The 6,826-nt window shown below is 71.1% G+C and carries 7 protein-coding genes; 1 reads left to right on the top strand and 6 read right to left on the bottom strand.

Going from position 1 to position 6,826, the window contains the following annotated elements; translation table 11 throughout:
* The 3 genes from M878_RS71595 to M878_RS71585 all read right to left on the bottom strand — a co-directional run.
* The coding region (locus M878_RS71595) for a phosphotransferase family protein (protein WP_023549228.1) at positions 1–1,109 on the bottom strand (1,109 nt) is incomplete at its 3' end.
* A gap of 461 nt (positions 1,110–1,570) precedes the next feature.
* A complete protein-coding gene (locus M878_RS71590) occupies positions 1,571–2,305 on the bottom strand; it encodes an HAD family hydrolase (RefSeq protein ID WP_245238166.1) in 735 nt (244 codons plus the stop codon).
* Positions 2,305–3,186 carry a GntR family transcriptional regulator gene (locus tag M878_RS71585; RefSeq protein ID WP_031225455.1) on the bottom strand — a complete coding sequence of 294 codons (882 nt, stop codon included), beginning with the start codon at positions 3,184–3,186 and terminating at the stop codon, positions 2,305–2,307. Before M878_RS71585 ends, M878_RS71590 begins: the two co-directional genes overlap by 1 nt.
* Positions 3,187–3,319: 133 nt before the next feature.
* On the opposite strand from M878_RS71585, the gene M878_RS98430 reads away from it, so the two are divergent.
* Positions 3,320–3,487, top strand: a complete 168-nt coding sequence (locus tag M878_RS98430; RefSeq protein ID WP_023549222.1) for a hypothetical protein — start codon at positions 3,320–3,322, stop codon at positions 3,485–3,487.
* Here M878_RS98430 and M878_RS71580 read toward each other — a convergent pair.
* The 3 genes from M878_RS71580 to M878_RS71570 all read right to left on the bottom strand — a co-directional run bounded on the left by M878_RS71580 (position 3,482) and on the right by M878_RS71570 (position 6,679).
* Positions 3,482–4,393 carry a winged helix-turn-helix domain-containing protein gene (locus tag M878_RS71580; protein WP_037730161.1) on the bottom strand — a complete coding sequence of 304 codons (912 nt, stop codon included), beginning with the start codon at positions 4,391–4,393 and terminating at the stop codon, positions 3,482–3,484. The genes M878_RS98430 and M878_RS71580 overlap by 6 nt on opposite strands.
* A 304-nt stretch (positions 4,394–4,697) precedes the next feature.
* Positions 4,698–5,936, bottom strand: a complete 1,239-nt coding sequence (locus M878_RS71575; protein WP_023549218.1) for a GNAT family N-acetyltransferase — start codon at positions 5,934–5,936, stop codon at positions 4,698–4,700.
* Between the two features lie 50 nt (positions 5,937–5,986).
* Positions 5,987–6,679, bottom strand: a complete 693-nt coding sequence (locus M878_RS71570) for an RsiG family protein (protein WP_023549217.1) — start codon at positions 6,677–6,679, stop codon at positions 5,987–5,989.
* Positions 6,680–6,826 lie beyond the last annotated feature (147 nt).

The raw sequence follows: 6,826 nt of genomic DNA, 5'->3' as shown, positions 1-6,826 counted from the left end.
GAAGCCCGCCAGCGGAACAGGATCCGCTCGATCTCCTCCCGTCCCGGCACCCGGCCCAGCCGCAGCGGCTCCGCCGCCGCCAGCGCAGCCCGGTGCACCCTGGCCGTCGCCTTGTCCAGGCTGTTCTGGTCGAAGGACTCCTCCAGCGACCGCGCGGCCCGCATCACGTCGGGGTACACGGACTGGGCCCGTTCGAAGGCGACGTAGTGGCGCAGATCCCGGCCCACGCCGCCCACCGCGGCGGGCCGCACCGCGCCCATCGCGCGCACCCACGCCGCGACGACCTCGTCCCACTGGTGGTCCGGGTAGCGCATCCGGACCAGGTGGACGGCGAGGTCGTGCAGCGGGTCGCCGTAGCTGGCCAGTTCCCAGTCCACGCAGACCGGGGGCGCGTCATCGCCGTACGGCATGATCACGTTGTCGCGATGCAGGTCGGCGTGGAGCAGGCTGTAGGGGCGGCGGGACATGGCGGGGATGCGCTCGGCCAGCCGGGCCAGTGCGTCCTCGGGGATGCCGAGAGCGGCGAACAGGCCCCCGAAACGGCGCCAGTTGGGCTGACGGATCTGCGCGTCCGCCAGACGGGCCAGGGTCCGCAGAAAGCCCTGGCTGTCGGTGTGGTTGCGGGGCCATGGGGACGGCAGGGGCGGCAGCGCGGCGCCGCGCACCTGGGCCGTCCGGGCGAGCAGGTCCGCGAGCGCCCCGATCAGCGGGCCGTCGACCGGTTTGCCGGGCCGGCAGACGCTGGAGAGCGGTACGCCGTCCACATGGCTGTGGATGGCGAAGCCGGCTCCCTCGGCCAGGCACTCGGGCACGTCGGGCAGCACACCCCTGACGGCTCGCAGGATGTCCGCCTCGCTCCGCCAGGTCCGGATCACCACCGGCAGGGCGTCGGCGCGCCGCAGCCGCACGGTCACGACGGTGCCGGGCTCCCGGCCGAGCAGCCGGGCCATGGGCTCGGTGAGCGGCAGCACATGGTTCCGGTGGTGGAAACCGCCGCTGGTACGCCCTCGCGCGGCGGCCTCCGCCAGGAACGCCCGGCAGACGGCGTCGGGCAGCGCCCGAGCGGTACGCGCCCCGGCCGTGTCGCGGGGGACGGATGGTGCGCCCACAGGCCGCTCCGGGGGTCGATCGCGCTGCGCGGGAGGGGGACGAGACGGGTCGGGTCAGGTCGGGGAAACGCTATCTCCCCGTATGACGGACGACACGATGTGAGGCCGGACGAGCAGCCCAACGGGTGGTCTGCCACTCGTCTACGCCAAGCCGGCAGAGGCCGGCTCGTGCGCCGGCCCGACGCGGAGACCCGAGCGGTCGCTCAGACGGTTGGGCCGGATGCTATCCCATGCCGACCGCTCCCATGCCGACCGCTCCCATGCCGACCGCTGCCGCCCCATACCGGCTGCCGTCCCACACCGGCCGAGCCCGGGCTCAACCGCGCTCAACCGCCCCAGCCGCCTCATCCGCTCTAGCCGCCTCACACCCGCCTCGCTCACCAGCCTCCCCCCACCTCACCAGCCTCACAGCCTCACCCGCCCCCAAGCCGCGCCTCATCAACTCAGCCACCTCACCCGCCTCAGCCACGCAGTGTCCGCAGCAGCGGCTCCAGGGACGCGAGCACGCACCCGGCTCCGGCGTCCCGCAGGAGCTTGCCCTTGCGTTCGTTACGCGCGTAGCCGAGAAACGGAACACCGGCGTTGTTCGCCGCGGCGAGGTCGGAGCCGGAGTCGCCGATCATCAGGGCCGCCGAGGGGGCGCAGCCCATCGCGGTGAGGGCCCGGTTGAGACAGTGCGGGTTGGGCTTGAGGAGGTGCAGGTCGGCCGTGCGGCCGTATATGTGCGAGGCGAAGCAGGAGCTGAGGCCGCGGCCGTCCAGGTAGGCGCGGACCACCTTCGGGGAGTTGTTGGTGGTGATGGCCAGCCGGGCGCCGACCGCGGTCCAGGTACGGATCAGCGGGTCGGCGTAGGGGGTCGGCAACGCGGAGCCGGCGGCCCGCAGTTCCTCCTGGGTGAGACGTTCCTCCAGCTCGGTCACGAGGTCGCTGCCGGGGTGGCGGAGGTCGACGGCGCGCAGCACCACATGCGGGTCCAGCAGCTCGCGTTCGGACTCGCTGAGCAGGTTGTGCAGCCCGTGCCCGGCCAGCCAGTCCACCAGCCCGGCGGCGACCCGTTCCGCCTTGTGCCGCGCGAACAGACGGCAGATCGGTCCGTCGAAGTCCCACAGGATCACCCGGGCAGGTTCGATCAAATCCCGTAGCTTCTCGATCTCGTTCGCACTCGATTCGGTCTGCGCCGTCGCATCAGAAGTCACTAGGAGAGTGTCAGGTCCGTCGTGATGGTTTCCCAGAGGGCGTCGAACCACTTCTGCGATTGCTCCACGAACGCCGCGTCCCGCTGCCCGGCCCGCTGCTCGAAGGAGAACAGCAGCGACTCGGAGCCGAGGGTGTCGTACATCTCCAGCGTCCCGCGGTCGGTGGGCTCGGCGCGGCGCGTGACCATGTAGTGCGCGAAGAGCGCCTCGACGCCGTTGAGCAGATACAGCTTGACCGGCGGGGTGAACGGCAGCGCCCGGAAGGTGACCTGGACGTCGATGCCGTGGGTGCCGCGCAGCGCCTGGAGGTTGTACTGCAGCACCTGGCCCTGGGCGTTGCGCATGGCCAGCCAGCGCTGGTGGACGGCGTCGTCCTCCGCGCTGCCGGCGTCGACCGACACCGGGAAGGCGAGGTTGATGTCGCGGGACGGCAGCAGGATGCGGGCGTCGATCCGCTCGGGGCGCAGCCGGCCCTCGTGGACCAGGCGCAGCGCCTCGCCGAGCGCGGGGATCAGGCTCTGCGCGGTCAGGCAGACGGCGTCGATGCGCACATGCCGGGCGGCGAAGGCCTCGGTCAGCCGGGGGGCGAGGGCCACCATGGTCGGCTGCGGTTCGTCCCGGGCGGGCTGCGGCTCGGCGACCCGGGGCGGGCTGCCCTTGCTGACATTGCTGAGCAGCCCGTCCTCCTGGAGCACGCGCAGCGCCTGGCGTACGGCGCCCCGCTCGACCGCGAACTCCTCGGCCAGCTCGGCCTGGGTCGGCAGCCGCTCGCCGGGCCGCAGTGCGCCGCTGCGGATGCGTTCGCGCAGGGTCTCGGCGATCTCCTGCGGCGTGAGCCTTCTGCTGCCGTTCACTGCCACATGCTCCTGAGTCACGACCAAACGCTACAACTCTGATCCATCTAAGGGGAGTTGCCCGGAAGTTGTTTATGGGATGAGACCAAGTGGGGACAACTTAAGTGAAGTTGGTTGCCAACTTTAGCAAGTTGGTCAATCTTCGGAAGGGGGAATCGCCGTGCCCGCTCTTGCTTTCGTCGTCGAGCAACTCGTCCAGTGGAAGTACGGTGCCGCCGGCGGCGTTGGCATGTTCCTGCTCTCAATCGGCATCAAGACCAGGAGCCAGAGGACCGCCTCCGCCGGAGCCGTCCTGCTCGCCGTGCTCCTGGCGGGGCCCGTGCTATGAGCTGAGCACCAGTTCCGAACTGATCGTCTCCCACAGCGCGTCGAACCACAGCCGCGACTGCTCCACGAACGCGGCGTCCCGCTGACCGGCCCGCCGCTCGAAGGCGAACAGCATCGAGCGCGTGCCGTCGGCGTCGTACAGCTCCAGATGCTCGTGCTCGATCTCCCGCTCGCGGCGCAGCAGCGTGTAGTACGCGAACAGCGCCTCCGAGCCGTTGAGCAGATACAGCTTGACCGGCGGGGTGAAGGGCAGGGCGCGGAAGGAGACGTGTACGTCGACGCCGTGCGTGGCGCACAGAGCCAGCAGATTCTGCCGCAGCACCATGCCCTGGGCGTTGCGCTGGGCCAGCCAGCGCCGGTGCAGCAGACCGCCGTCGTCGGCCACCGGGGCCGGGAAGGCGAGGTCGATGTCCCGGCTGGGCAGCAGCACGCGGACGTCGATCTTGGCCGGTTTCAGCCGTCCCGCGTGGATCTGCCGGAGCGGCTCACCGACGGCCATCGTGAGCGAGACCGAGGTCAGGCAGAGCGCGTCGATCCGCACGTGAGGGGCGGCGAAGGCCTTCGCTATACGGGGCGCGAGGCCGACCATCGTGGGCTGCGGCGGGGCCGCCGGACCGGCCGGCAGCCGCATCGGTGCGGGCACCGGCGCCACGGTGGCCGGGCTGCCTTTGGACACGTTGGTGAGCAGTTGCTCCGTCTGCAGGATGCGCAACGCCTGCCGTACGACCCCGCGCTCCACGCCGAACTCCTCGGCCAGCTCGGCCTGCGTGGGCATGCGCTGGCCCGCCCGCAGCACACCGGACCTGATCCGGCCGCGCAGGGCGTCGGCGATGTCGCGAGGAGATGCGTGAGGCTGCCGTGGCCTCGTCCGTCCACCGACGGAGGCGTGCTCCGGGTCCACAGACAAACACTACAACTTCCCGCCAAGTTCCGGCAGTTCACCGACAGCTGGTTATGAGTCGCTTCCCAACGGAGATAAGTACAGTGAAGTTGGCTACCAACTTGTACAACATGGTCAAGCTTCCCAGTGGTTGGTCGGCCGGGCTCCCTTCCGGAGGGGAGCCGGGAGTCCGGATAGGGGACGGCCACCGAAGCGCACAGACACAACTGAACACGACATGGCACAGCCACAACTGAACACGGCACAGCACAGCCACAACTGAACAGCACGCTACGGATGAGCAGTCAACGCGTCGCCGGAGGAAGGGGCTTCAGAAGATGTCCGGGCACCACGGGCGCCCGGACGAGCGGAACAGGGCGTCGGCCTGCCGGGCGGCGCCCTCTCGCTCTGCCCGAATCCGGCCGAGCGCCGCGAGCCGCACCGGCGACTCCCCACCGAGCCAGATGGACGCCAACTCCCCTATGCCCAGGGTGAGATCGGCGCTTTCCGCCGAAGCCGGCACACAGGACGCCCCCTCGGGCGAGGCCTCCAGCCGGAACCGCCCCCCGGCCAGCCCGCCGTCGTCCACGACGTCCAGGACCAGCGTCCCCGTCCCGTCGTACGTCCGCGCCTCCAGGGCCCGTACGACGTCCAGGATCCGCACCCACAGCCAGTCCCCCTGCTCGGTGATCCGGGCGGCGCGCGGGTCGGGGAGGCAGAGGGGGAGCAGGTCGTCGGGACCGCGCCGACCGCTCTTGACCTTCGTGATCCAGTCGATCGAGCACAGGTAGTGCCACAGGGCGCGCTCGGCCGCGGGATTCGCGGCGATCAGTCCGAAGACGCTCGCGGTCTGGTCCGGCTGCTTGGCGGCGGTCCAGGTCTCGTCCGACTCGTACGCCACCAGGCCCTCGACCTCGCCGGAGGCCGCACGGTGGACAGCGTAGAACGGCTCGGTCCACGACCCGTATCGCACGGCCCCGGTGTTCATCTGCCACCACAGCTCGTCCCGGCTGACCGCGCCGGGCTGAGCCCGGCGGAACCGCTCGTACAGCTCGGGTCCGAGCTTACGGACGTCCTCGCCGTCCACCAGGTCGATCCGGCCGCCGTCATCGGGACCGGACCAGCGCGGATCCAGGCCCGTCCGGAGCACCTCGACGGTCCACTCCGTCGTCCAGGTGGCCGGACCGAAGCCGTAGCGGCCATAGATCGGGTACTCGGCGGCGATCAGCGTCGCGACCACGTCACCGCGCTCCTTCGCCGCCGCGAGGTCCTGGTTCATCATGTGGGTGAGCAGACCGCGGCGGCGGTGGGTGGGGCTGACGGTGACGTTCGAGATCGCGTCCGCGGGCACGGGCGCACCGCCGACCGCGGTCAGTTCCTGCGCGAAGGAGCGGAACGTGGCCACGCACCGGCCGCCGTCGAACGCGCCGAGCAGCCGCCCCGGTACGAACTGCCGCCTGCGGGCCTCCAACTGCTCCCGGGTGACCACCGGTTCCCGCAGAAATCCGGTCTTCAGCGCGAGCAGCCAGGCCTCGAATTCGGCCTCGGTGACGATCCGGACGTCGCTCATGCGCCCACGCTAGGCGGACGACCGACCGTCTGTCCCCCGGATTTCCGCCCTCAGATCAGCAGGTCGTCCACCTGGGCCTCGCCCACCCGGTAGCGGCGGGCGATCTCTGCGCTGGAGTCGTCGGCCGTGCGCTGCAGATGCTGGCGGCGCCGGGAGACCTCCTGCTCGTACCGGACCAACCGCCCCATCGCGCTGGTCAGTTCGAGATCCGTACGCGCCTGAAGATCGCTCAGCTCGACCTCGGCGAGCATCTCGGTGGCCAGCCGGCGGTACTCCTCGTTGTGCGGGGTGCCGAGCGTGACATGACGGGCCGAGGAGCGGTGCCGGGCCGGGGCGTCCTTGAGGATCTCCGGGAGCCGGTCGACCACGGAACCGTCCGCGGGCGCCGGCAGGGAGGCCCGGCCGCGCCGGCACAGCTCCGCGCGCAGGATGTCGATCCGGCCCTGCAGCAGCCGCCGCACATAGCTGAGGTCCGCCTCGTCGCGCTGGGCGTCGCGGCGCAGGGTGCGCAGCTCGGGCAGGCTCAGCAGGGCCAGATCCGGCTCCGGCGGCTGCGCGGGCAGGCTCAGCAGGGCCGGGTCGGACTCGGCCGGCGGCACCGGCGGACTCAGCGAGGCCGGGTCGGACTCGGGCTCGGCAGGCGGCGCGGGCAGCGTCGCGCCCGCCGGAGTGTCGGCGCGCTGGACAGGCGCCCGGTACGTCCCCTGCGCCCCCAGCCACCCGCTGGTACTCGGTGTGCTCATGTGCTTCTGACCGTCCCCTCGACCGGCGTGTGGAAGCATCGTGCCACCCCAACTGGCCGCTATGTGACCGAGTGCCCCCGAACAGCCCCAGATGGGGGGTTAGAGATCTATATTGGACCCCCTGTATCCGCGTGCCGGGGACCCGGC

Source organism: Streptomyces roseochromogenus subsp. oscitans DS 12.976 (assembly GCF_000497445.1).
Lineage (GTDB): Bacteria > Actinomycetota > Actinomycetes > Streptomycetales > Streptomycetaceae > Streptomyces > Streptomyces oscitans.
This window is presented reverse-complemented; position numbering and strand designations above follow the sequence as displayed.

Coding starts and splice junctions, on each gene's coding strand:
- M878_RS71570 (WP_023549217.1), bottom strand. CDS start 6,679: ATGAGCACACCGAGTACCAGCGGGTGGCTGGGGGCGCAGGGGACGTAC.
- M878_RS71575 (WP_023549218.1), bottom strand. CDS start 5,936: ATGAGCGACGTCCGGATCGTCACCGAGGCCGAATTCGAGGCCTGGCTG.